The organism is Frondihabitans sp. PhB161, from assembly GCF_003814635.1.
Lineage (GTDB): Bacteria > Actinomycetota > Actinomycetes > Actinomycetales > Microbacteriaceae > Frondihabitans.
Map to the genome: position 1 here is coordinate 526,557 of NZ_RKQW01000002.1, position 23,575 is coordinate 550,131.

21 protein-coding genes and 1 tRNA gene are annotated in these 23,575 nt (G+C 66.8%); 8 read left to right on the forward strand and 14 right to left on the reverse strand.

The window, feature by feature from the left end; translation table 11 throughout:
- Positions 1 to 10: 10 nt before the first annotated feature.
- Positions 11 to 670 carry a response regulator gene (locus EDF39_RS11185; protein WP_123943095.1) on the reverse strand — a complete coding sequence of 220 codons (660 nt, stop codon included), beginning with the start codon at positions 668 to 670 and terminating at the stop codon, positions 11 to 13.
- Positions 667 to 2,385, reverse strand: a complete 1,719-nt coding sequence (locus EDF39_RS11190) for an ATP-binding protein (protein ID WP_233573064.1) — start codon at positions 2,383 to 2,385, stop codon at positions 667 to 669. The genes EDF39_RS11185 and EDF39_RS11190 overlap by 4 nt, the downstream gene beginning before the upstream one ends.
- A 155-nt stretch (positions 2,386 to 2,540) precedes the next feature.
- Between EDF39_RS11190 and EDF39_RS11195 the strand changes: the two genes are divergently transcribed.
- On the forward strand, positions 2,541 to 4,043 hold the full coding sequence (locus EDF39_RS11195; RefSeq protein WP_123943097.1) for a CitMHS family transporter: 1,503 nt from the start codon (positions 2,541 to 2,543) through the stop codon (positions 4,041 to 4,043).
- 118 nt (positions 4,044 to 4,161) lie between these two features.
- Here EDF39_RS11195 and nrdF read toward each other — a convergent pair whose 3' ends face one another.
- The 4 genes from nrdF to nrdH all read right to left on the reverse strand — a co-directional run bounded on the left by nrdF (position 4,162) and on the right by nrdH (position 8,115).
- Positions 4,162 to 5,163 (reverse strand): class 1b ribonucleoside-diphosphate reductase subunit beta, encoded by a 1,002-nt coding sequence (gene nrdF, locus EDF39_RS11200; protein WP_370275181.1) that lies wholly within the window; start codon positions 5,161 to 5,163, stop codon positions 4,162 to 4,164.
- A 118-nt stretch (positions 5,164 to 5,281) separates the two neighbouring features.
- Positions 5,282 to 7,387: a class 1b ribonucleoside-diphosphate reductase subunit alpha gene (gene nrdE / locus EDF39_RS11205; RefSeq protein ID WP_055963499.1), complete on the reverse strand. Its 2,106-nt coding sequence runs from the start codon at positions 7,385 to 7,387 to the stop codon at positions 5,282 to 5,284.
- Between the two features lie 20 nt (positions 7,388 to 7,407).
- Positions 7,408 to 7,842: a class Ib ribonucleoside-diphosphate reductase assembly flavoprotein NrdI gene (gene nrdI, locus EDF39_RS11210; RefSeq protein WP_123943099.1), complete on the reverse strand. Its 435-nt coding sequence runs from the start codon at positions 7,840 to 7,842 to the stop codon at positions 7,408 to 7,410.
- 39 nt (positions 7,843 to 7,881) lie between these two features.
- The gene (gene nrdH / locus EDF39_RS11215; protein ID WP_055963503.1) at positions 7,882 to 8,115 is read right to left on the reverse strand and encodes a glutaredoxin-like protein NrdH; all 234 of its coding nucleotides are present in this window, start codon (positions 8,113 to 8,115) and stop codon (positions 7,882 to 7,884) included.
- 397 nt (positions 8,116 to 8,512) lie between these two features.
- Between nrdH and EDF39_RS11220 the strand changes: the two genes are divergently transcribed.
- The 3 genes from EDF39_RS11220 to EDF39_RS11230 all read left to right on the forward strand — a co-directional run bounded on the left by EDF39_RS11220 (position 8,513) and on the right by EDF39_RS11230 (position 11,558).
- Complete coding sequence (locus EDF39_RS11220) at positions 8,513 to 9,724, forward strand: MFS transporter (RefSeq protein ID WP_123943101.1); 1,212 nt, start codon at positions 8,513 to 8,515, stop codon at positions 9,722 to 9,724.
- Positions 9,725 to 9,886: 162 nt separating this feature from the next.
- On the forward strand, positions 9,887 to 10,717 hold the full coding sequence (locus EDF39_RS11225; RefSeq protein ID WP_123943103.1) for an aldo/keto reductase: 831 nt from the start codon (positions 9,887 to 9,889) through the stop codon (positions 10,715 to 10,717).
- Between the two features lie 313 nt (positions 10,718 to 11,030).
- Positions 11,031 to 11,558 carry a ribonuclease H gene (locus EDF39_RS11230; RefSeq protein WP_123943105.1) on the forward strand — a complete coding sequence of 176 codons (528 nt, stop codon included), beginning with the start codon at positions 11,031 to 11,033 and terminating at the stop codon, positions 11,556 to 11,558.
- Between the two features lie 92 nt (positions 11,559 to 11,650).
- Here the strand turns inward: EDF39_RS11230 and EDF39_RS11235 are convergent, their stop codons facing one another.
- Both EDF39_RS11235 and EDF39_RS11240 read right to left on the reverse strand, forming a co-directional pair.
- Positions 11,651 to 14,224: an RNA helicase gene (locus EDF39_RS11235; protein ID WP_123943107.1), complete on the reverse strand. Its 2,574-nt coding sequence runs from the start codon at positions 14,222 to 14,224 to the stop codon at positions 11,651 to 11,653.
- A 589-nt stretch (positions 14,225 to 14,813) separates the two neighbouring features.
- Positions 14,814 to 15,320, reverse strand: a complete 507-nt coding sequence (locus tag EDF39_RS11240; RefSeq protein WP_123943109.1) for a hypothetical protein — start codon at positions 15,318 to 15,320, stop codon at positions 14,814 to 14,816.
- Between the two features lie 159 nt (positions 15,321 to 15,479).
- On the opposite strand from EDF39_RS11240, the gene EDF39_RS11245 reads away from it, so the two are divergent.
- Positions 15,480 to 16,370: an NAD(P)-dependent oxidoreductase gene (locus EDF39_RS11245; RefSeq protein ID WP_123943111.1), complete on the forward strand. Its 891-nt coding sequence runs from the start codon at positions 15,480 to 15,482 to the stop codon at positions 16,368 to 16,370.
- Between the two features lie 86 nt (positions 16,371 to 16,456).
- On the opposite strand, the gene EDF39_RS11250 is transcribed toward EDF39_RS11245, so the two are convergent.
- From EDF39_RS11250 to galU, 6 genes are all read right to left on the reverse strand, one after another.
- Positions 16,457 to 18,022, reverse strand: coding sequence for a methyltransferase (locus tag EDF39_RS11250; protein WP_123943112.1), 1,566 nt, complete (start codon positions 18,020 to 18,022; stop codon positions 16,457 to 16,459).
- Positions 18,023 to 18,125: 103 nt separating this feature from the next.
- The gene (locus tag EDF39_RS11255; protein WP_123943114.1) at positions 18,126 to 18,404 is read right to left on the reverse strand and encodes a hypothetical protein; all 279 of its coding nucleotides are present in this window, start codon (positions 18,402 to 18,404) and stop codon (positions 18,126 to 18,128) included.
- A 251-nt stretch (positions 18,405 to 18,655) separates the two neighbouring features.
- Positions 18,656 to 18,728: transfer RNA gene (locus tag EDF39_RS11260), tRNA-Ala, on the reverse strand.
- 321 nt (positions 18,729 to 19,049) lie between these two features.
- The gene (locus tag EDF39_RS11265; RefSeq protein ID WP_123943116.1) at positions 19,050 to 20,219 is read right to left on the reverse strand and encodes a hypothetical protein; all 1,170 of its coding nucleotides are present in this window, start codon (positions 20,217 to 20,219) and stop codon (positions 19,050 to 19,052) included.
- Between the two features lie 72 nt (positions 20,220 to 20,291).
- Positions 20,292 to 20,933 carry a GNAT family N-acetyltransferase gene (locus tag EDF39_RS11270; RefSeq protein ID WP_055963528.1) on the reverse strand — a complete coding sequence of 214 codons (642 nt, stop codon included), beginning with the start codon at positions 20,931 to 20,933 and terminating at the stop codon, positions 20,292 to 20,294.
- Positions 20,934 to 21,014: 81 nt separating this feature from the next.
- Positions 21,015 to 21,914, reverse strand: a complete 900-nt coding sequence (galU, locus tag EDF39_RS11275; RefSeq protein WP_123943118.1) for a UTP--glucose-1-phosphate uridylyltransferase GalU — start codon at positions 21,912 to 21,914, stop codon at positions 21,015 to 21,017.
- 86 nt (positions 21,915 to 22,000) lie between these two features.
- Between galU and EDF39_RS11280 the strand changes: the two genes are divergently transcribed.
- The 3 genes from EDF39_RS11280 (at position 22,001) to mscL (ending at position 23,570) form a co-directional block, all read left to right on the forward strand.
- On the forward strand, positions 22,001 to 22,582 hold the full coding sequence (locus EDF39_RS11280; RefSeq protein WP_055963533.1) for a 5-formyltetrahydrofolate cyclo-ligase: 582 nt from the start codon (positions 22,001 to 22,003) through the stop codon (positions 22,580 to 22,582).
- A 43-nt stretch (positions 22,583 to 22,625) separates the two neighbouring features.
- On the forward strand, positions 22,626 to 22,994 hold the full coding sequence (locus EDF39_RS11285; RefSeq protein ID WP_123943120.1) for an FmdB family zinc ribbon protein: 369 nt from the start codon (positions 22,626 to 22,628) through the stop codon (positions 22,992 to 22,994).
- A 69-nt stretch (positions 22,995 to 23,063) separates the two neighbouring features.
- The gene (gene mscL, locus EDF39_RS11290; protein ID WP_055963538.1) at positions 23,064 to 23,570 is read left to right on the forward strand and encodes a large conductance mechanosensitive channel protein MscL; all 507 of its coding nucleotides are present in this window, start codon (positions 23,064 to 23,066) and stop codon (positions 23,568 to 23,570) included.
- The last annotated feature ends 5 nt before the right edge of the window (positions 23,571 to 23,575 follow it).

The following is a 23,575-nucleotide window of genomic DNA, read 5'->3' on the forward strand; positions in this document are numbered from 1 at the left end:
AGCCGGCAAGTCAAACGCCCGAGTAGCGGTGCTCGGGCCGCCCGGTGGTGCCGTAGTGCAGCCGCATCCGGGCCAGCCCCTCGGCCGACAGGGTGGCCAGGTAGCGCTGTGCCGTCGCTCGACTCACCCCGACGCGCTCCGCGACCTCTGCCGCCGACAGCTCGACGTCCGGGGAGAGCACGTCGAGCACACTCCGCTCGGTCGCCGCGCGCGACGGCGAGCCCGCTTTCGAATCGCCGGAGTGCAGGATCCTCAGGCCCCGCTCGACCGCCTCCTGATCGAGGGTTCCGCGGTCGTCGAGCACGTTGCGAAAGCGCAGGTACGCGCGGAGCCGCTCGGCCAGCAGGTCGGCCGAGAAGGGCTTGATCAGGTAGGCGAGAGCTCCGCGGCGCAGGGCCGACCGGACGGTCGCAGGATCGGAGGCGGCGCTCACCACGAACACGTCGGTGTCGAGGGTGCGGAGCAGGTCGAGCCCGGAGCCGTCGGGCAGGTAGACGTCGAGCAGCACGAGGTCGACCGCTGTTTCCGCGACGACGCGCCTCGCCTCGGCCGCCGTTCCCACGGGGGCGAGTGCCCGGAATCCGGCAAGCTCGTCGACCTGCCGACGATGCAGGTCGGCCACGTAGAAGTCGTCGTCGACGACGAGGACGACGAGATCGGGGTCGTTCACGAGAGACCTCCCGGGGTCATGACGGCGACGAGGCGAGCGCAGAAGATCGCGCCGTGATCGTCGCCACCGGCGGACGCGAGCCACACGTCTCCGCCGCTGCGACGAGCCAGCTCGCGCGACAGGGGCAGACCGAAGCCGAGGCCGTGCGCCGGATCCTTCGCCCCCGGTTGCGGAGGCGTGTCGGTAGGGCCCGGCCGCCGCTCGAACGGATCCGCGGAGGCAGCACTCGGCCTGAAACCGCGGCCGGAGTCCATCACCGAGAGGTGCAGATCGGAGCCGTCGTCGAGCACCTCGATCTCGACCCACGCCGGGCTGACGTCGCCCGCTACCGCCGCGGCGACCGCGTTGTCGATGAGGTTGCCGAGCACGGTCGTGACGTCGCCCGGCTCGGCGACGACGCCTGCGACGAGCGTCTCGGCACCGAGCTGCAGCAGCACGCCGCGCTCGGCTGCCTCGACGCCCTTCGCCCCGAGGAATGCCTGCAGATACGGCTCGGTCAACCGGTCGGCGTGCTTCACGGGATAGCGGAGCGGCCCTCGCTCGAGCACGTCGGCCAGGTAGCCGCGTGCCTGCTCGACCTGACCGATCTCGAGCAGCCCCGACACCGCGTGCAGGCGGTTGGCGAACTCGTGCCGCTGAGCCCGCAGGGCCGTCGTCATCGCACCGACCGCGTCGAGCCGGCGCGAGAGCGCCTCGACGTCGGTCCGGTCGCGGACGACGGCCACGACCCCGAGATCATGGCCGTCGCGCGCAACGCGGCGCACATCGACGAGCAGCACGTGGGCGCCGACCACGAGCGTGCTGTCGCCCTCGGACGACGGCGAGCCAAGGATCCGACGGAACTCACCCGGAAGCGAGGCCTCCTCGATCGGGCGACCCGTCGGATCCTGAATTCCGAGTAGCGCGGCCGCCCTCTCGTTCCAGACCGTGACCACGCCCGTCGGTGACACCGCGAACACCCCCTCCCCGAAACCGCCGAGGACCGCCTGCTGGTTCTGCACGAGTGACACCAGGTCTTCGGGCTGGAGCCCGAGCGTGAGGCGAACCAGGCGTCGGCGGATGAGAATCGACGCGACGATGCCGATCAGAAGCGCAAGCAGGCCCACTCCGAAGACGGGAATCGCGTCGCGCATGAGTGAGTCGTACACGCGGGCTCGGGCGAAACCGACGCTGACCTCGCCGACGGGCTTCGAGTTCGCTCCCGCGCCGGACGCGTAGATCGGTACCTTCGCGCGGCCCGACTCGCCCAGGGTGCCACGATCCCACGACACGGTCTCTTCGCCGCGGAGGGCCGCTGCCGCACTCGTGCTGACGAGCTCGCCGATCCGGTCGACGTCGGGGTGGGCGAGACGGATTCCGTTGTCGTCGGTGACGACGACGAACAGCGCGCCCGTGCGGCGGGCCGTGTCGAGGGCGCCCGCCTGGACGGGGCCGTCGGCCAACGCCGCGCGATCGAGGTCGGTGCCGTCGACGCTCAGTCGAGCGACCTCGCTTCGCAGGTCGGTGTCGCTGGCGACGCTCTGTGCGATTGCCAGCGCTGTCGATTCGGCACCGGTCTCGAGGCGGTGCACTGCGATGCGGAAGAAGACGGCGCTGGTGAGACCGACCACGACGATCACGACGACGAGCTGAAGCACCAGCAGCTGCGTCGCGAAGCGCGCACCGCGTCGGGTGGGTCGTGCCGTCTCCGGCCTCGTCGTGTCAGCGTCGATCACGCGACCCAGCCTAGGCACTCCCGCCCCACCCTCGTGAGCAGAATGCGCAGAACGCGGCCAACGCGCTGTACTCGACCAATGCGCAAAAGCACGACGCAGCCACGCGACCCCCCTAGCGTGCTGGGAGCACACCACCGGACAAAGGAGTCCTCGCAATGCTCGTCCTCCTCGGCTACGGCATGGTCATCGCCTTCATGGTGCTCATCATGACCAAGCGCCTCTCGCCCATGCTCGCCCTCATCATCGTTCCGACGATCTTCGGCCTCTTCACCGGGGCCGGTCTCGGGCTCGGCGACATGATCCTCGAGGCCATCGGCACGCTCGCGCCGACGGCGGCCCTGCTCATGTTTGCCATCATGTTCTTCGGGCTCATGATCGACGTCGGGCTCTTCGACCCGCTCGTGCGCTTCATCCTGCGGGTCACCGGCAACGACCCCGCCAAGATCGTGCTCGGCACGGCCCTGCTCGCCGGCGCCGTGTCGCTCGACGGCGACGGATCGACGACCTTCATCGTCGTGACGGCCGCGATGCTGCCGATCTACCTGCGCCTCGGCATGAGCCCCGTCGTGCTCACCTGCGTCGCCGGTCTCACCAACGGCACACTCAACATCGTCCCGTGGGGCGGCCCGACGGCACGCGCCGCAGCGGCACTCAAGGTCGACGCCGCCGACATCTTCGTGCCGCTCGTGCCCTCGCTCGTCGTGGGCCTGATCCTCGCGTTCGGCTTCGCCTGGATCCTCGGCCTCCGCGAACGCAAGCGCCTCGGGCTGGTCGAGCTCGGCGAATCGAAGGTGCTGTCCGCCGGTCGCGCAGCCGGCCGTGTCGGGAAGTCGCGCGCTCTCGCCCTGGCCGGGGGCGACGGATCCTCGATGTTCACGAGCTCGACGGTCGCTCTCGGGCTCCGCGGCGGAGTGGCCGACGGGCGTCGCGCGGGTGCCGACGGCACCGATGAGGTGGGCGACGGCGAAGAATCCGGCCCACGCGGTGAGGCTTCAGGAACCCTGGCCGACACGATGCTCGATCCCGACCGCCCCACGCTCCGCCCGAAGCTGATCTGGTTCAACCTCGCGCTCACAGTCGCCGTGATGGTCGTGCTCGTGCTCGACGTCGTGCCGCTCGCCTACGTCTTCATGGTCGCGACGGCCATCGCGCTGCTGGTCAATTTTCCGCAGGTGAAGAGCCAGTCGGCCGAGATCGTGGCCCATGCGCCGAGCATCGTCGGCGTCGTGTCGATGGTCTTCGCCGCGGGCGTGCTCATCGGGGTGCTCGACGGCACCGGCATGGTCGATGCGATGGCCGACTGGCTGGTGCGGGTGATCCCCGACTCGATGGGACCGTATCTCGCCGTGATCACCGGCGTTCTGAGCCTGCCGCTGACCTTCTTCATGAGCAACGACGCCTTCTACTTCGGCATCCTGCCCGTGCTGTCGCAGAGTGCTGCCGCGTTCGGCATCACCCCGGTCGAGATGGCCCGCGCGTCGGTGGTCGGGCAGCCGGTGCACCTTCAGAGCCCGCTCGTGCCGGCGATTCTGCTGCTCGTGTCGCTGGCGAACGTCAACCTCGGCGACCACCACAGGAAGGTGCTGTGGCGTGCGGCCGTCGTGGCGTTGGCGATGCTCGCGGTCGGCGTCATCGTGGGGTGCATTCCGTTCGGGTGAGCTTGCCCGGGCTCAGGGTTCCGATGCGCTGCGCTACCCGACGCCAAACGGCCAAAACCACCTGCCGCGGCAGGTGGTTTTGGCCGTTTCGAATCTTCTAGCGAGGAGAGCCGACTTGTTAGAAGTCCCAGTCTTCGTCTTCGGTGGTCTCGGCCTTGCCGATGACGTACGACGAGCCGGAGCCCGAGAAGAAGTCGTGGTTCTCGTCGGCGTTCGGCGAGAGGGCCGACAGGATCGCCGGGTTCACATCGGTGACGTCTTTCGGGAACATCGGCTCGTAGCCCAGGTTCATCAGCGCCTTGTTGGCGTTGTAGTGCAGGAACTTCTTGACGTCTTCGGTCAGCCCGACCGAGTCGTAGAGGTCTTGGGTGTACTGCACCTCGTTGTCGTAGAGCTCGAACAGGAGATTGAACGTGTAGTCCTTGATCTCTTGCTTGCGCTCGTCGGAGGCGCCTTCGAGCCCCTTCTGGAACTTGTAGCCGATGTAGTACCCGTGCACGGCCTCGTCGCGGATGATGAGGCGGATCATGTCGGCGGTGTTGGTCAGCTTGGCGCGCGACGACCAGTACATCGGCAGGTAGAAGCCCGAGTAGAAGAGGAACGATTCGAGCAGCGTCGAGGCGACCTTGCGCTTCAGGGGGTCGTCACCGGTGTAGTAGTCGAGAACGATCTGGGCCTTCTTCTGAAGGTTGACGTTCTCCTCCGACCAGCGGAACGCGTCGTCGATCTCGGGGGTCGATGCGAGGGTCGAGAAGATCGACGAATAGCTCTTGGCGTGCACCGACTCCATGAACGCGATGTTCGTGTAGACCGACTCTTCGTGCGGCGTGATCGCGTCGGGGATCAGGCTGATCGCGCCAACGGTGCCCTGAATCGTGTCGAGCAGGGTCAGCCCGGTGAACACCCGCATGGTGAGCTGCTGCTCTTCGGGGGTCAGCGTGTTCCACGACTGCACGTCGTTCGACAGCGGGATCTTCTCGGGCAGCCAGAAGTTGTTGACCAGCCGGTTCCAGACCTCGACGTCTTTGTCGTCGTGGATGCGGTTCCAGTTGATCGCGCTCACGGCACGCACGAGCGGGATGCTCTTGCCGATGGCGTGGGCCGGGTCTGTAACAGTCATTTCAGGATCCTGTAGTCGTTATGCGATCAAAACGGGGGAGGACAACCGCGGGTGCGCCACACTCGGCGCCGCACCCGCGGCCGTCAGAGCAGGCTGAGCTCGTCAGCGTGCCGGGGCTTTACAGCATGCAGCTGACGCAGCCATCGACCTCGGTGCCCTCGAGTGCGAGCTGGCGAAGACGGATGTAGTAGATCGTCTTGATGCCCTTGCGCCATGCGTAGATCTGCGCCTTGTTGATGTCGCGAGTGGTCGCGGTGTCTTTGAAGAACAGCGTGAGCGAGAGACCCTGGTCGACGTGCTGCGTTGCCGCGGCGTACGTGTCGATGATCTTCTCCGGCCCGATCTCGTACGCGTCGGTGTAGTAGTCGAGGTTGTCGTTGGTCATAAAAGGCGCGGGGTAGTAGACGCGGCCCAGCTTGCCCTCCTTGCGGATCTCGATCTTCGACGCGATCGGGTGGATCGACGACGTCGAGTGGTTGATGTACGAGATCGACCCGGTCGGCGGCACAGCCTGGAGGTTCTGGTTGTAGATGCCGTGCTCCATGACGCTCTGCTTGAGTGCGCGCCAGTCGTCTTGCGTCGGGATCGTCACGTCGGCGTCGGCGAACAGCGCAGCGGCGCGGGCCGTCGAGGGCACCCACTCCTGCTCGGTGTACTTGTCGAAGAAGGATCCGTCGGCGTACTTCGAATCTTCGAAGCCCCCGAAGGTGACTTTGCGCTCGATGGCAATCCGGTTCGATGCGCGCAGGGCGTGGAACAGCACCGTATAGAAGTAGATGTTCGTGAAGTCGATCGCCTCTTCGCTGCCGTAGTGCACGCGCTCGCGTGCCAGGTAGCCGTGGAGGTTCATCTGGCCGAGGCCGATGGCGTGCGACGAGTCGTTGCCGACCTCGATCGAGCGGACGGACGCGATGTGGCTCATGTCGCTGACCGCGCTGAGGCCGCGGATCGCGGTCTCGACGGTGCGGCCGAAGTTGTCGCTGTCCATCGACAGGGCGATGTTCATCGACCCGAGGTTGCACGAGATGTCTTTGCCGATCTCGTTGTACGAGAGGTCTTCATTGAAGGTGGTCGGCGTGTTGACCTGGAGGATCTCGGAGCACAGGTTCGACATGTTGATCCGGCCCTTGATCGGGTTGGCCTTGTTCACCGTGTCTTCGAACACGATGTACGGGTAGCCCGACTCGAACTGGATCTCGGCGATGGTCTGGAAGAACTCGCGAGCGTTGATCTTGGTCTTCTTGATGCGGCTGTCGTCGACCATCTCGCGGTACTTGTCAGAGATGGAGATGTCGCCGAAGGGAACTCCGTAGACGCGCTCGACGTCGTACGGCGAGAAGAGGTACATGTCTTCGTCTTTTTTGGCGAGCTCGAAGGTGATGTCGGGCACGACCACGCCGAGGGACAGCGTCTTGATGCGGATCTTCTCGTCGGCGTTCTCGCGCTTGGTGTCGAGGAACCGCAGGATGTCGGGGTGGTGAGCGCTCAGGTAAACGGCGCCAGCACCCTGGCGGGCTCCGAGCTGGTTGGCGTAGCTGAAGCTGTCTTCGAGGAGCTTCATGACGGGGATGATGCCCGACGACTGGTTTTCGATCTGCTTGATCGGGGCGCCGGCCTCACGGATGTTGGAGAGCGACAGGGCCACGCCGCCACCGCGCTTGGAGAGCTGCAGCGACGAGTTGATGCCGCGCGAGATCGACTCCATGTTGTCTTCGATGCGAAGCAGGAAGCAGCTGACGAGCTCGCCGCGCTGCGCCTTGGCCGTGTTGAGAAACGTCGGCGTCGCGGGCTGGAAGCGCCCGGCGATGATCTCTTCGACGAGGTCGACGGCGAGCTTCTCGTCGCCCTGAGCGAGGCCGAGAGCCGTCATCACCACGCGGTCTTCGAAGCGCTCGAGGTAGCGCTTTCCGTCGAACGTCTTGAGCGTGTACGAGGTGTAGTACTTGAAGGCGCCGAGGAAGGTCTGGAAGCGGAACTTCTTGGAGTAGGCGAGCTCGTTGAGCTTCTCGATGAAGTCGAACGAGTACAGGTCGATCGTGGCCTGCTCGTAGTACTGGTTCTCGACCAGATAGTCGAGGCGCTCCTTCAGGTTGTGGAAGAAGACGGTGTTCTGGTTCACGTGCTGCAGGAAGTACTGCTTCGCTGCCTCGCGGTCTTTGTCGAACTGGATTTCACCGTTCGGGCCGTAGAGGTTGAGCATGGCGTTGAGCGAGTGGTAATCCATCCCGCTGTTCGGCCCGGCGATTACCTCGAGGTCGTCGACTGCTGTGTCCAAAATCGATCCAATCCTTCTTGCACTGCTTGTACGTCGTCTGGCGTGCCGAAGACCTCGACACGGTAGAGCAGAGGCACTTGGCACTTGGCGGCGATGATGTCGCCAGCAAGGCAGTACCCCTCTCCGAAGTTGGTGTTCCCGGCCGCGATGACTCCGCGGATCAGGTTTCGGTTGCCCTCGTCGTTGAGGAACCGGATGACCTGCTTGGGAACGGCACCTCGCCCTTCGCCGCCACCGTAGGTGGGGAGGACGAGGACGTAGGGGTCGCGCGCCTGAAGCGGCTCTTCACTGGGGAAGAGCGGAATGCGCTCAGCGGGGAGCCCGAGCTTCTCGACGAATCGGGCGGTGTTGCCCGAGACGCTCGAGAAGTAGATGAGGTGAGTCGACGTAGTCGCGAGTTGCACGGCCTGACTCCTCTCGATCGGTGGGGAAAGAAACGCGCTCTACGCGATCGCGGCGGCGAGGCCGGCGATCTTGTCAGGGCGGAATCCGCTCCAGTGGTCTTCGTCGGTGACGACGACGGGCGCCTGGAGGTAGCCGAGGGCCTTGACGGTCTCGAGGGCCTTCTCGTCGACGGAGACATCGAAGATCTCGTACTCGATGCCCTTGTTGTCGAGGGCGCGGTAGGTAGCCGTGCACTGGACGCAGGACGGCTTGGTGTAGACGGTGATCGCCATGATTCTCCCCTAGAAAAGAAGTGCGGTGGGTGGTGCCGAGTGGTGTTTGCTCGTGTGCTTCGATACTACATCTAGGGGCCGACATCGGGAGGCACAACTAGATGATGTGTTACACCGCTGTAATTACCCGAGGACGATTATCCACAGGGGTTCTCCACAGAAGCCCCGGCTTATCCCCGGAAAATCGGCGTTGTCCACACCTTCCTCCCCACCACCGACACTCGGATCTGTGGATAACCATTTGCGCCCGGGCACCGTCCCCAGTTCGGGGCACGGCGTGTCGCGACCCACGACGCAGGGTCAGCAGTCAAACGCGACCAGCGTCGGATCCTCGGCCGTTCTGGGGCGGGGAGGAGCGTGGCGGAATGTCGACGCGGATCCGTAGACTTGTTCCCTTGTGGGCGCCTATTCGAATCTTCTGAAGACGCCGGGAGTCGCACGGATCATCGCCGCACAGCTGACTGCCCGGTTCCCGTTCGGCATGCTGTCGCTGGCGTTCCTGTTGCACGTCGAGCACCAGACGGATTCCTATGGCGCGGCCGGCGTTGTCCTCGCCGCGACGAGCGTCGGCCAGGCCATCTCGGGCCCCCTCACCAGTCGCTGGATGGGCATCTGGCGCATGCGACCCGTGTTGCTGCTGACGCTCGTGGTCTGCCTCACGAGCCTCCTGGTATTCGCACTCGCTCCGCTGACTCTTCCCCTCTATATGGTCGTCGGCTTCTTCGCCGGGCTGAGTGTGCCGCCGATCCAGCCCGCCGTCCGCACCATCTACCCCAAGATGGTCAACTCGACGCAGCTCACTCCCCTCTTCTCACTCGACGCCTCCGCGCAAGAGATCATCTGGGTCGCGGGCCCCGTCGTCACCACGTTCGTCGGCACGCAGGTCAACACGGTGGCCGCGATTCTGGTGGCCGCGGCGTTCCTCATCGGTGGTGGAGCCTGGTTCATCGCGTCTCCCGAGGTGGGCCGCGTGCGCATTCCGCAGAGCAAGCGCGCCTTCGGCAAGGTGCTCCTGCGCCCGACCGTGCTCCTGTCGACAATGACCGGCTTCCTTCTGATCGGCACGTGCGCCGCGGTCGAAGCCGGAGTCATCTCGGCGTTCGGCGACGGCAGCCCCAACTCCGGCTTCGTGCTTGCCATCTTCGCGATCGGGTCACTCGTCGGCGGTCTCCTCCTCGGTCACCTCGCCGTCGGGCCGTGGTCGCTGCCGATCCGCATGCTGATCGTGTTCGTCGGCATCATTCTGACGATCGTGATGCCGACGTCGTTCGTCTGGCTGTGCGTCACCCTCCTGATTGCCGGTGTCGGAATCGCGCCCGCTCTCGCCGTGATGTTCGCGATCATCTCGTCGAGCGTGCGTTTTAGCGACACCGCCGAGGCCTATGGCTGGTCGGGCACCGGGCAACTGATCGGCGCTGCGATCGGCTCGGCCATCGCCGGCGCCCTCATCGATTCGAAGGGAACGGTCGGCGGACTCTACGTCGCCGCCGCGTTCGCACTCGTAGGGGTGCTGGTGCCCGTCGTCTTCAAGCGCTGGCTGCCCGATCTGCGCGGCACCGATGCGAGCCCGCTGGCCGACACCGAGCCGGTGCCGATTCAGACGAGCTGACGCGGCCAGTAAGCCGGCCCACCTTCGAATTTGAAGGAGATCTGTGGTGGCGACCCCGTCGGATCCTTGATTCTTCGTCGCAAGGCAGGCGTTTCTCCTTCGAATTCGGCCCAGCCTTCGAACCCTGGCGGTGCGGCAACCCTGCGCGGCGATAATCGAGTCATGACTCTCGACGCGGTCCCCAGGATCCGGCTCAACGACGGCAACACCATCCCGCAGCTCGGTCTCGGGGTCTACAAGGTCGACGACGACGAGGCGGAGCGCAGCGTCGCGGCCGCCCTCCAAGCCGGCTACCGCCACATCGACACCGCCGAGTACTACGCCAACGAGGCGGGCGTCGGGCGGGCACTCGCCTCATCCGGCATCGCGCGCGACGACGTCTACGTGACGACCAAGGTGTGGAACGACCAGCAGGGCTTCGACTCGACCCTCTCGTCGTTCGACCGCAGCATGGCGAAGCTCGGCCTCGACGTCCTCGACCTCTACCTGATCCACTGGCCGGCACCCCGCCAAGACCTCTACGTCGACACGTACCGCGCTCTCGAGCGCCTCCGCGAGGAGGGGCGCGTCCGGTCGATCGGCGTCTCGAACTTCCAGGTGCACCACCTCGAGCGCCTGCTCGGCGAGACCGACGTCGTGCCCGTGATCAACCAGATCGAAGTGCAGCCGTGGCTGCAGCAGCGCGAACTCCGCGACTTCGGCGACACCCGCCACATCGTCACCGAGGCGTGGTCGCCGCTGGCGCGGGGCAGGATCCTCGACGAACCCGTCCTCACCACGCTGGCGAGCGCCCACGGAGTGTCGGTCGCCCAGCTCGTGATTCGCTGGCACCTGCAGTCGGGGCTCGTCGTGATCCCGAAGTCGGTCACGCCGTCGCGGATCGCCGAGAACATCGACGTGTTCGGCTTCGAGCTCTCGGCCGACGAGATGGCGTCGATCGCCGCGCTCGATGCCGGCGAGCGCGTGGGGTCGCACCCGGACGAGGTCGGCTGATTGCGCAACGCGCCGGCCAGGTAGCGCGCCGACCCCCGTTGCAAATTTGAAGGAGATTTGGGCACGCGACCCCGCCGGATCCTGATGTTTTCGTCGCCGGCCGCGCGTTTCTCCTTCGAATTTGCAAGCGAACGGCCGAGCGGAGGCAGCGAGCGCAGGATCCGACGGCGCAGCTCCCAGCATCAGCCCCGGTACCGTTGCAGGGCACGCGCACTGCACACCGCAAGCGGCAGTGATGCCCGACGACCAGGGCTTGCCCGAGGTCCGGTACCGCGGACGCTTTCGGAGAAGAAGAAGAGCACAAGGAGCACCCATGACGATCACCGCCGCAGCAGACGGTTCCGCCCTCGGCAACCCCGGGCCCGCCGGCTGGGCCTGGTACGTCGACGACTCGCGATGGGCGGCGGGCGGCTGGCCGCGCAACACGAACAACGTGGGTGAGCTGACGGCTGTGCTCGAGCTGCTCCGCGCCACCGCCGACGAAGACGACGACCTGCACATCCTCTGCGACAGCCAGTACACGATCAAGGCGTGCACCGAGTGGCTGCCGGGCTGGAAGCGCAAGGGCTGGCGCAAGGCCGACGGCAAACCGGTGATGAACGTCGAGATCATCAAGGAGCTCGACGCGGCCCTCCAGGGTCGCCGCGTGAAGTTCGAGTGGGTCAAGGGGCACATCGGTCACCCGATGAACGAGGCCGCCGACATCCGAGCGCGGACGGCGGCAGAGGCATTCCAGCGCCGGAGCGAGGTGCCGCACGGCCCCGGGTGGCCGGGCCGGCCCGTGACGACGGTGTCGGATGCGGCTTCCGCGGATCCTGAGCCCCCGGCCACGCTCTTCTAAGACGCCGACCGACGTCTCGCGGACTCGCCGCCCTGCCGCGGCAGGTCGCCTAGTCCGCCATACGTTGTGCGGACACGCGCGCCGCCCGCGAACTACCCGCCGACCGGCCCCACAGCGGTCACCCGCACGACCGCCTCGCCCTGCTCGTTCGATTCGGCGAGGTCGACGGTCGCCGAGATGCCCCAGTCGTGGTCGCCCGCGGGATCCTCGAAGATCTGTCGCACCAGCCACTGGGTGGCGCCCTCCTCGACGATGAGCATCGCCGCGCTGCGGGCACTCGGCCCGGTGCCGATCGCGTCGAACTCGTCGTAGTACCGGTCGAGCGCGGAGCCCCAGGCGTCGACGTCGAATCCGGCCGCCGCATCGAGTGCGCCGAGAGCCTCCGCGTCATCGAGAGCCGCGAGCTGCACCCTGCGGAACAGCTCGTTGCGGACCAGCACGGTGAAGGCCCGATGGTTCGCGGTGAGGGTACGGAGGGTCGGCGGCACGATCGCCTCGTGCGACGTGACCTCGGTCGGGTTGACCATCTCTTCCCACTCGTCGAGCAGCGAGGAGTCGACCTGGCGGACCAGTTCACCCAGCCACTCGATGAGGTCGAGCAGTTCGTCGGTCTTGGCCTCGTCAGGAATCGTCTGCCGCATGGCGCGGTAGGCGTCGGAGAGGTAGCGCAGCACAAGACCCTCCGAGCGCGCGAGCCCGTAGAAGTTGACGTAGTCGCCGAACGTCATCGCCCGCTCGTAGAGGTCGCGGACGACCGCCTTCGGTGACAGCTCGAAGTCGCCGATCCACGGCTGAGACCCCTTGTAGGTCTCGAACAGCGCACCCAGCAACTCGTCGAGCGGCTTCGGCCAGGTGATCTCTTCGAGGCGCTCCATGCGCTCCTCGTATTCGATCCCCTCCCGTTTCATCTCGGCCACCGCCTCGCCGCGCGCCTTGAACTGCTGCTGCGAGAGGATCGGCCGCGGGTCGTCGAGCGTCGACTCGACCACCGACACCATGTCGAGCGCATAGGTCGGCGACTCCGGGTCGAGCACCTCGAACGTCGCGAGGGCGAACGGCGAGAGGGGCTGGTTGAGCGCGAAGTTCGGCTGCAGGTCGACGGTGAGCTGAATGGTCGGACGGGGCGAAGGATCCGCGGCACTCGCGACCCCGGGCACCTGCTCGACCACGCCGGACTCTCGCAATGCCCGGTAGATCGCGATCGCCTGCCGGGCGAGGGCGTATTTCTGCGGCTTCGTCGAGTGGTTCTCGAACACCAGCGACCGGACGTTGCCGAACACATCGCCGCCGCGGGCGATCACGTTGAGCAGCATCGCGTGGGTGATCTGCATGCTCGACGTGAGCGCTTCGGGTTCGGCCTCGACGAGTTTGAAGAACGAAGGCTCGCCCCATGAGACGAACCCCTCGGGGGCCTTCTTACGCACGATCTTGCGCTTCTTCTTGAGGTCGTCACCGGCCCGTTTGATCTGGGCGAGGTTTTCGATCTCGTGCTCGGGCGCCTGGAGGGTGACCGTGCCTGCGGTGTCGTAGCCCGCTCTGCCCGCCCGGCCTGCGACCTGGTGGAACTCACGGGCGCTCAGCTGCCGCATGCGCGTGCCGTCGAACTTCGTCAACGCTGTGAGCAGCACCGTGCGGATCGGCACGTTGATGCCGACGCCGAGAGTGTCGGTGCCGCAGATGACGCGCAGCAGACCGCGCTGAGCCAGTTGCTCGACGAGGCGGCGGTACTTCGGCAGCATGCCGGCGTGGTGAACGCCGATGCCCGCGCGCACCAGCCGGTTGAGGGTCTTGCCGAAGCCGGTCGAGAAGCGGAATCCGGCGATCAGCTCGGCGATCTCGTCGCGCTGCTCTCGCGTCGCGATCTTGATGCTCGACAGAGCCTGCGCTCGCTCGAGCGCGGCCGCCTGCGAGAAGTGCACGACGTAGATCGGGGCCTCGCCGGTGCTGAGGAGCTCCTCGACCGTCTCGTGCACGGGAGTCGTCGCGTAGAAGTAGTGGAGCGGAACGGGACGCTCGACGCCGGTGACGAGGGCGACGGACTTGCCGGTGCGGCGCCCGATGTCGTCGCTGATCGTCTCGACGTTGCCGAGCGTCGCGCTCATCAGGAGGAACTGCACGTCGGGCAGAAGGAGCAGCGGCACCTGCCAGGCCCAGCCGCGCGAGGGGTCGGCGTAGAAGTGGAACTCGTCCATGACGACCTGCCCCACCTCGGCAGCCGGGCCGTGCCGCAGGGCGAGGTTCGCCAGGATCTCGGCGGTGCAGCAGATGATCGGAGCGTCGGAGTTGACCGACGAGTCACCGGTGACCATGCCGACGTTCTCGGGGCCGAACAGCTCGACCAGTTGGAAGAACTTCTCGCTGACGAGGGCCTTGATCGGGGCCGTGTAGTAGCTGCGCTTGCCTGTCGCGAGTGCCGTGAAGTGGGCGCCGGCAGCCACGAGCGACTTGCCGGTTCCGGTCGGTGTCGAGAGGATCACGCTGGCACCCGACACGAGCTCGATCATGGCCTCGTCTTGAGCAGGGTAGAGCGCTCTGCCCGACTCCTCGGCCCAGCCGGCGAAGTCGGTGTAGACCGTGTCGGCGTCGTAGCTGCCGTCGCCGTGCGTGTCGTTCGGCCCGTAGTACTCGGACAGGAGGGCTTTGAGGGGGTACTCGACAGTCGGCATGGTGTCTACGATCCTGCCGTACTCCCCTGCACGGTGCCGGATCGCGTGGGCCGGGCTTGTGGAGTGGGCGGGTGTTCCCCGCAAGTGGGCGGGTGTTCCCCGCAAGTGGGCGGGTGTTCCCCGCAAGTGGGCGGGTGTTCCCCGCGAGTGGGCGGGTGTCGTTGAGGGTGGGCGGGTGCTGCAGCACCCGCCGACGCCTAAGAACACCCGCCCACTCGCGCGAGCCCGCCGCGGCGCAACCGCCAATAAAAACGAGAATGCGCCCCCGTCAACGAGCCGCGAGGCTCGGACTGGGGGCGCATCGACACGTCCCTGGCGGGCGACCGAGCGGAATCGGATCAGGTGACTGCCGCGCGATCGAACCAGTTGATGGACGTGCTGCCTCGGTAACCAGCCGAAAGCTTTCCTAAGCTATATGCCAACGCATACGACCAACGGGTGATCATCGGGTGATAGATCGGGCGGGTGTGGGTACTTATGCCTACACGGGGCACAGAATTCAGCGTTTCGGGGCACAAGGTGGCTGGACGATCCGACAATCAAAGGATCCGGGGCGTCTCCCCACTCGCCAGGCGTCGAGTGGCCCGTCTCAGCTTGCGAGGATCGCCGCCCGAGCGGCCGCGTGCTCCGACTCGGTGATGATGCCGCGCGCCCGGAGGCCGTCGACCTCGCGAAGGCGCTCCTCGAGCGTCAGCGTCGACGGCGCTGTCGGCGGTGGTGTCGGAGCACCCGCCGAGGCAGTTGCTCCGGAGGCGTCATCTGCGGAGGCAGCACCCGACACGACCTTCTGAGCCTGCAGCGTGTCCAGGGCCGCCGCACGGATGTCGTTGTCGAGCGTCAGCGGGTTCTTGCCCTGCTGGGCGAGCTTGACGGCCCGATAGATGGCAAGGCCGATCCCGATCACGATGATGATCACGATGATTGTGAAGATCGCCGAGAACGCCTGTCCCGGCCCCGACTGCATCAACGGGTCGCTGCTGCCGCCAAACGGATCGGAGCCATCGACGAACGGATCGTCGGCCGAGCCGTCGCCGGTCGCCAGAGCCGGATCGAAGGCCGAGGCGAAGACCATCGCGTGCGTGAAGAGTTCCCCCATGCGCTGATTGAAGCGCGCAGAGCCCCGGCGGCGCAAGTCGCGCGCCGCGTGTCAGGCCCCCCCACAACGGGCCGCCGGATCCTGGGCTCCCCCGTCTGCGATGCTGTAGAACGAAAAGATGCGGTTATCGCCGCCCACCCCCACTCAGAAGGATCGACGATGTCGTCAGCCCCTACCCCCGTCCGCGTCGCTGTCACCGGCGGTTCCGGCAAGCTCGGCCGTGCTGTCGTGCGCGATCTCGCCGAGCACGGCTACGAGGTGGTGCTGCTCGATCGCGTGCCGTCGCCCGATCCCGTGCCGGGCGTCTCGTTCACCCGCGTCGACCTCTCCGACTACGGGCAGGTGCTCGAAGCTCTCACGCACATCGACGACCGCTACGACCACATCGACGCCGTCGTGCACCTCGGGGCCATCCCGGCGCCGGGGCTGGTGCCGAACGCCGCCCTGTTCACGAACAACGTCACGTCCAGCTACAACGTGTTCGCGGCCGCTCGCGCCGCCAAGATCCGCAACGTCGTCTGGGCCTCGAGCGAGACGCTCCTGGGTCTCCCGTTCGCCATCGACCCGCCGTACATCCCCGTCGACGAGAACTACCCCGTGCGCCCCGAGTCGTCGTACTCGCTGGGCAAGGCCGTCGACGAAGAGATGGCGCGGCACTTCACTCGCTGGGATCGCCAGCTCAAGCTCATCGGCCTGCGCTTCTCGAACGTGATGGACGACGCCGACTACGAGGCGTTCCCGTTCGACGACGACCCGGAGTCGCGCTCGTTCAACCTGTGGTCGTACATCGACCACCGCGACGGCGCTCTCGCTGTCCGTCTGGCGCTCGAGTCGGATCTCGTCGGATTCGAGGCGTTCATCATCGCCGCGTCCGACACGGTCATGAATACGCCGACGGCCGTTCTCGCCGATCAGTTCCTGCCCGACGTCGAGCGTCGATCAGCCGTCGAGGGCACCATGCCGCTGCTCTCGAGCGACAAGGCCCGCGACCTGCTCGGCTTCGTGCCCGAGTACTCCTGGCGCGGCTGGGGCGATCGCTCCGGCAAGTAGCGCGACCACGTGACTGTCCACGATCTGCTGATGTCAGCGCTGTGGCATCAGCAGATCGTGGACGATCACCCGGTTGTGTGAGCGGGTCAGTGATCAGCGGCTGAGAAACTCAGGATCCCGCCCACCACGAGGTCACGCACCTGCGGCAGCAGCTCGGCCCGCAGGTCGGCCTCCGGCGCCTCGAGCAGCTGCGCGAGAGCGCCCACGATCGCCCCGACGCTGAGCTCGCCGTCGCTGGCCCCGACAAGCGCCGTCAGGGCCGTGCCCGCGTCGACGGTCCGCCCGAAGCCTCCGCCCTGCCGCAGCGTGATCACCGTCGGGTCGTCGTTGCCCGGCCAGTAGTGCCGCTCCTCCGTGACGTCCCCGGCGACCTGCAATGTCGTCTGCGCGAGGTCGTCATCCGAGAGGGTGCGCAGCCGGTCCAGGGCGTCGAGGGTCGCACCGAGGTGGGCGCCGAGCCCCACGTCGGAGCGGCCGAGGGAGCCTCGGAGACTCTCGATCCGTGTCTCGGGCCGCGCCGTGGGATCCTTCGGTCTTCTGAGCGTGACGTACCCGAAGCCGACCTCGACGACCCCGCGCGCATCGAAGTCATCGAGCCATGCCCCGTAGAGCCGCTCGAATTCGGGGCTGCCGGGTCTCGTGCCGCCGTCGCGGATCCAGGTTTCGGCATACGACGCAGGATCCTGCGCCTCGCGCTCTACTACCCAGACGTCCACCGCAACACGACCGCGCTCGGCCCAGTCCCCCACGCTGAACGGACCTCGCTTGTCGCTCGTCGCAGCCCCCGTCTCCCAGTTGCCGAGCAGCTGTGCGATGCCGCCCGGCGCGAGGTGCTCCCCCGCCTGCTCCACTACCGTCGCGACGAGCGCATCGCCGACCATGCCACCGTCGCGGTACTCGTAGGCGGGAACCCCGTCGACGCGCGGCGTGATGACGAACGGCGGGTTCGACACGATGTGGTCGAACGTCTCGCCGGCGACCGGCTCGAACAGGCTGCCGAGGCGGAACTCGATGCCGTCGATCAGGTTGAGCTCGGCGTTGAAGCGGGCGAAGTCGAGGGCGCGCTCCGAGATGTCGGTCGCCACGACGTGACGCGCGTGACGGGCGGCATGCATTGCCTGAATGCCGCAGCCGGTGCCGAGGTCGAGTGCCCGATCGACCGGTCGGGCGATCATCAGGCCGCTCAGAGTGGCGGAAGCGCCGCCGATGCCCAAGACATGGTCTTCGCGAAGGGCACCCTGCAGGGCGAGCTCACCGAGGTCGGAGGCGATCCACCAGTGCGCTTCGCCGGAGGCATCCGTGAACGAGTAGGGGCGCAGATCGACCAGGGCGCTGACCATGCCGCTGTCGTCGCGCGCCACGAGCTGCAGTTCGATCGCGCCGTCGAGTCCGAGCGTCGGCAACGCGGCAGCAACGGCATCGGCGGGCTGCGGGTAGCCGAGCACGAACAAGAGCGCCAGGGTGTCAGACGCGCGTTCTGCAGGCGTCTCCGGGATCCTCGAAGCCAGCGCCCGCCGCGCCGCGATCCGCTCGCCCCGGAACAACGCAGCACCGCCCTGCGCACCCCAGGCCCCGGCACCGGTCAGATGCGACACGGTGAAGAGGGAGGTGGAGAGATCGGAGCGGAGGCGGGAGATCAGGTCGGAGCGCACCGGTCCATCCTGCCGCACTCCCTTCGTCGGTCGGCGCGGGCTCTGCTAGTCGCGTATCGCAGGCTTAGTCGCGCTTTTTCGCGACTAACCCTGCGATTCGCGACTAGGTGCGAGCCAGTCGACCCGGCAGGAACGGCAGCAGCGGCGCCCGATAGCGGATGGCCTTCGTGCCCTGCTCGACGATGAGCTCGGCGGCCCCGAATCGCCACAGCCGATTGAAGAGGAACACGCCGATCGTGTCGCCCGGCTCGACCTGCCAGGTGCCGACGCCCCACTGCGCCGGCTGGCCGCGCCCGTCGATTACGGCGGTCGGCTTCGGATACCACCCGATCGGCGGCTTGGCGAGGGCGAGTTCGATGCGAAGCGTCTGCGGTTCGGGCACGCGTTCAGCCTAGGTGTCGGTGGCTCCCGCCCCGCCCCCGCCCCTCTTTTGAGGCCAGCGAGGCGGCCGCGTCGCGAAGCGACCAAGCCAGCACATGCAGATGGCCCTCCCGTAAGGGAGAGCCATATGCATTCGTGGAGCTAAGGAGACCCCGTCGTTCGGGCAAGCCCTCTCTCCTCCTCGAATCGCTGTGCCTAGACGACAAACAGCAGAAGGCGCGCCCCGGGGGGCACGCCTTCTGCTGTTTATCGTGGAGCTAAGGAGATTCGAACTCCTGACCTTCTCATTGCGAACGAGACGCGCTACCAACTGCGCCATAGCCCCAAACTGCTCCTCAACGATATCACCCCGTCGGCGGCGCTACCGACACAGTCAGCAGGCGCCATCGAGTCCGGCAGTGACTCGACCGAGGCGGGCCGGCCTCCCCTGAGAAGCGTTTTGCGCGCCGTCAAATTTGATGGACATCGAAACGCGGCACCACTTCGATCCGCGTCGAATTTGATCGCGCGCAAAACGCCTCCACGGAGGTGCCACCTCCCGCTCAGCCAGCCTCCACCTCAGCGAAGGCGCCTACGACACCGGAATCCAATTAAGGCACCGCCGAAAGGCAGTGCCGCGACCGGAAAGCGGTGTCGGCGCGAAAAGTCAGACGGCGCGACGACGCTGCAGAACGTCGTCGAGGCTGAGCTGCTCGATCTCGCCCTCGTCGTAGAAGCCCATGCGCGCGAAACGGCTCGTGGCAGCAGGCTCAGGATCCGCGGCAACCGCCGCAACAACCGGCGTCTCCCGGGCCGACCCAGCCGACCCCACGGAACCAGCCGACCCAGCCGAGCCAGCCGACCCCACGAACCCAGCCGACCGCGCCGAGCGCTGCGCCTGCAGCGCTGCTTCCGCCCGCGCCACCTCACGCAGAGCTTCGCGCTGGGCCTCCTGGCTCGCGGCCTCCTGCTCCTGGCGCAGGGCCTGCTCCTGACGCAGCGCCTCCGCCGAAGCGGCCGCGGCCTCCTGCAAAGCGGCGGCGTCGGCCGCGTTCGTCGCACTGCCCGCGACCGCAGCCGAACGAGCCAGCGCGCGCGCCGAACCCAATCGCAGATACAGGGGGCGGGGCATGGCGACGGGAGTCCACTGTCGTGATGCGGTCTCGGAACGCGACCCCGCAGGATCCTGCTCCTCGGCCACGACCCCGTCCGCCGCCTGCGACGGGGCGAAGTCGTGGAACGCCTGCGCCACCGGAGTCGCCGAAACGGTCACCGCGGGCGCGACTCGGGCTCGGCGTGCGCGGGCGCGCGACACCGCCGACAGCTGACCGAGCATGACGACCGAGCCCGCTCCGGCGATGGTGCCCGCGACGAGAAGGAGCCACGCCGACGGAAGGCCGACGATGCCGGCCACGAAGGCGATGAGAGAGGCGACGAGCACGAGCGTCGATACGAGGCGGGTGCGACGAAGACGACGGGCGGCAAGAGCCGGTTCGGCGTCGGCGGCGCGGAGAACGGGAGCGGTCGCGGCGAGCTCGCGGGTGACCGCACGCTGTCGGGCTGCCTCCTGAGCGCGGCGGATGGCCTCGCGCTTCGACTCCTCGGAGCGGAGGATCTTCTGCGCAGTCGCGACGGACTTGGCATTGGCTTCCACGCGGACCTCCTCGGGCAGCTCGGCCGTCTGCGCGAGAATGCGCAGCGTCTGCTGCAGGCGCACCGCGTTGCGCTCGGTGGCGAGGTACTGCTGACGTTTCGCCCACGACGGGATCAGGTAGACCAGCCAGAGCACTGCGACCAGCCCGAGGACAATGCCTCCACCCCACGACCCGATTCCCATGCTGGCAAGGGTAGGAGGGCCATGCGCGCCAACCCGGCTGATCGCGGGGTGTGTCGAGCCGCCACTGCCGAACTAGTAGCTGCGAGCGGCCTCGTCGAGAGCGTCGGGGGGCACGGATCCTTGGCCCGGAGGAATCCGGCCCTCATGCCAGCGGCGCAGGACCCCCTCGGAGACCTCTTCGGCGACCAACCCGAAGCAGAAGTGGTCGCGCCACTCGCCGTTGATGTGGATGTAGCGGCGACGCAGGCCCTCGTAGCGGAAGCCGAGCTTCTCGACCACGCGGAGGCTGGGGCCGTTCTCGGGTCGGATGCAGATCTCCATCCGGTGCAGTCCGAGGCGCTGGAAGCAGTAGTCGGTGGCCAGCGCGACGGCCGTGGGCGTGGCGTTGTGGCCGGCTGCCGACTGGGTGACCCAGTAGCCGATCGTCGCGGAGGCGAGCGAGCCGTAGGTGATCCCCGACACGTTGAGCTGTCCGACGAAGCGCCCGTCGAGCTCGATGGCGAACGGCAGACCGAGGCCCGCGCGCGCATTGGTCTGCAACGAACGGATGCTCGACCGCACGTCGATCGTCGTGAAGCCGTGCGGGTTCGTGGCCTCCCACTGCCTGAGCCAGGAGCGGTTCTCCGCCAGCGCCCTGTCGAGGTCGCGTGCGTCCCGCAACCGCAGGGGTCGGATTCCGATGCGCCCCGACACCAGCGTGGGGATGGTCGTCACTTGGTTGCCAATGGTTCTCGGGAGGTGCGGCCCCTGTCAGGGCCGCACCCACGTGGTGTCCGGGTTGTCGTCAGGCCCGGGTCAGGCCTTCTCGAGGCCCGCCGTGAAATCGATCAGCCACGATTTGAGGTCGTCGCCGAGGTCGTCACGGTCGCTCGCGAGCTGCACGATGGCCTTGATGTAGTCGAGTTTGTCACCGGTGTCGTATCGGCGCCCGCGGAACACGACGCCGTACACGCCGCCGGTCCACTCTTCGGCGGCAGCCATCTTCTCGAGAGCATCGGTGAGCTGGATCTCGCCGCCCTTGCCGGGCGCCTGCTTCTCGAGCACGTCGAAGACCTCGGGGCGCAGCACGTAGCGCCCGATGATCGCGAGGTTGGAGGGGGCTTCGCCCTGCAGGGGCTTCTCGACGAGACCGGTGATCTTCACGACGTCGTCTTCGTCGGTCTTCTCGACCGTGGCGACACCGTAGAGGTGGGTCATCGACTCGGGCACCTCGAGGAGGGCAACGACGCTGGCGTTCTTCTGACCCTGGACCTCGATCATGCGGCTGAGCAGCGGGTCGCGCGCATCGATGATGTCGTCACCGAGCAGGACGGCGAACGGTTCGCGGCCCACGTGCATGGAGGCGCGAAGGACGGCGTGACCGAGGCCGAGCGGGTCGCCCTGGCGCACGTAGTGCATGTCGGCGAGGTCGGTCGACTGGTTGACCTTCGCGAGTTTCTCGTGGTCGCCCTTCTTGCGAAGCGTCTCTTCGAGCTCTGACACGTGGTCGAAGTGGTTCTCGAGCGCGTTCTTGTTACGACCGGTGATCATGAGCACATCGGTGAGGCCGGCCGAGACGGCCTCCTCGACGACGTACTGGATCGCCGGCTTGTCGACGACGGGGAGCATCTCCTTTGGCATGGCTTTGGTTGCGGGAAGAAAGCGTGTGCCCAACCCTGCTGCTGGAATGACGGCTTTAGAAATCGTGAAACCCATGCCGCTCAGCGTATCTATTTCCTGCGTTACGGAGCGGTTAAGTTTGGTCTCCGGTCGTCTTCGACCGGGCGGTTACGATTGCGGGCATGACCGATCTGGTGTCCGATGCCAAACGAGCCCTCCGAAAAGAACTGCGCTCCCGGCGCCGCATGATGACCGACACGGAGGCCGACTCGTCGACCGAGGCGCTGACCGAGCACCTCATCGGCCTCGCCACCGAACTCGGGATCACCTCGATGTCGGCGTATCTCTCGGCCTCGTTCGAGCCCAACACGCGCCCGTTCCTCAACTGGGCCCACGACCGCGGCATCCGGGTGCTCTACCCGATCACCCGCGAAGACGGATTGCTCGACTGGGCGGTCTCGACCGACTTCGAATCCGAGACCGAGGGTCTCTTCGGCCTGCCCGAGCCGATCGGCGAGGTGCTGAGCCCGATGGCGATCAACGACGTCGACCTGATCATCGTTCCGGCGGCGCAGATCGACCACACCGGCATGCGCATGGGCTGGGGCAAGGGTTACTTCGACAAGACGCTCGGATCGATGGAGAAGCGCCCGCCGGTTTATGCTGTGGTGTTCGACTCCGAGTACGTCGAGTCTGTGCCGAGTGAGCGGCACGACCAGCCCGTCGACGGCGTCGTCACCCCTTCCGGCATCGTCCGGTTCTGATTCCGCTCCACCCTTCTCTTTTCCCCCGAGGCTCCGAGGTCCTGTGCCCACCTACAGCTACCGCTGCACCGAGTGCGGCAACGCGTTCGACATCCAGCAGTCTTTCTCTGACGACTCGCTCACGGTGTGCCCCGTCTGCTCGGGCAAGCTCCGCAAGATCTTCTCGGCCGTCGGCGTGACCTTCAACGGGTCGGGCTTCTACCGCACCGACTCGCGCGCCAAGCCGTCCGAGGGATCGGGGTCGGGTTCGCCCAAGACGCCGAGTAAGAGCGCAGGATCCGACGGATCCTCGTCCGGCAAGGCGTCCGGCACCGCGGCAGCGCCGTCCAAGCCCGCCTCCTCCGGTTCGGGCTCGGGGTCGGGCTCGTCGAGCTCGGGCTCCTCCGGTGGCGGTTCGTCGCCCTCGAAGTAACGCCGATACCCTCGGTCTGGTTGAGTCGACGGAGATTCACGTCTTTTCCGTCTACCTCGAGGAGCACCCGTGAAGGGCTTCAAAGAATTCATCCTGCGCGGCAACGTCATCGATCTGGCCGTCGCCGTTGTGATCGGTGCCGCATTCACGGCGATCGTCACCTCGCTCGTGACCAACATCTTCAACCCGCTCATCGGCGCTCTCTTCAACGCGTCGATGCTCGACGAGGCACTGAAGGTCGACATTCCCACCGTGGGCGGCGGCAAGCCCGCAACGCTTCTCTTCGGTGCGGTAATCGGCTCCGCAATCAACTTCATCATCATCGCCGCGGTCGTGTACTTCTGCCTCGTGCTTCCCGTCAACTCCCTGCTCAAGCGCTCGTTCGCTAAGCAGAAGGCGGACGAGGGCAAGCCGCAGGAGGTGCCGCCGACAGACGTCGAGATCCTCAGCGAGATCCGCGACCTGCTGCGCGCGCAGAACACCTCACTCGGCGACACGCACGGGTCGCACGCGGCCCCCGTCGCTCCCCCGACGGCCACCGGCACCACGGGCGTCCCCGGGATGCCTTCGGCCTAAGCGGC